Origin of the sequence: Haloferax sp. Atlit-6N (assembly GCF_003383195.1) — an archaeon.
GTDB classification, from domain to species: Archaea; Halobacteriota; Halobacteria; order Halobacteriales; family Haloferacaceae; genus Haloferax; species Haloferax gibbonsii.
On sequence record NZ_QEQJ01000212.1, the window covers coordinates 1 to 501 of the forward strand.

The 501-nt window shown below is 63.5% G+C and carries 1 pseudogene; it reads left to right on the forward strand.

What is annotated here, in order from left to right:
- Positions 1-458 (forward strand): annotated as a pseudogene (locus DEQ92_RS21985) (phosphonate ABC transporter, permease protein PhnE); the annotation flags it as partial.
- Between the last annotated feature and the right edge of the window lie 43 nt (positions 459-501).

Here is a 501-nt window from a genome sequence, read left to right on the forward strand (position 1 = left end):
CGCCGTTCACGGCGACGCTCGCCATCGGCACCGACACGATGGGGAACCTCGGTCGCCTGTTCACGGACGCCCTCGAAGAAGTCGAGGACGGACCGATAGAGGCCATCGAGTCGACCGGCGCGAACAGCCCCCAGAAGGTCGTCTTCGGGATGCTCTCGCAGGTCTTTACGCCCTTCATCGCGTGGACGATGTACATCCTCGAAATCAACGTCCGCATCGGCGTCACGATGGGACTCATCGGCGGCGGCGGCCTCGGACAGGTGCTTCAGACCCAGCGCGGTCTGTTCCGGTACACGAACATGATGGCGACGATTCTCGTCATCTTCATGCTCGTCGTCTCCGTCGAGTTCGTGAGCCAGCGGGTCCGGTCGTACATCCGCGGCAACGAGGAAGGGACGAGCCTGCTCAAACTCATCGTCGAGTTCCCGCAGCGGATGGCCCGCTCCATCTGGGAGTAGGCGTCCGCCCGCTCGGTGACGCACCCGCGGTTCGGTTTTTATC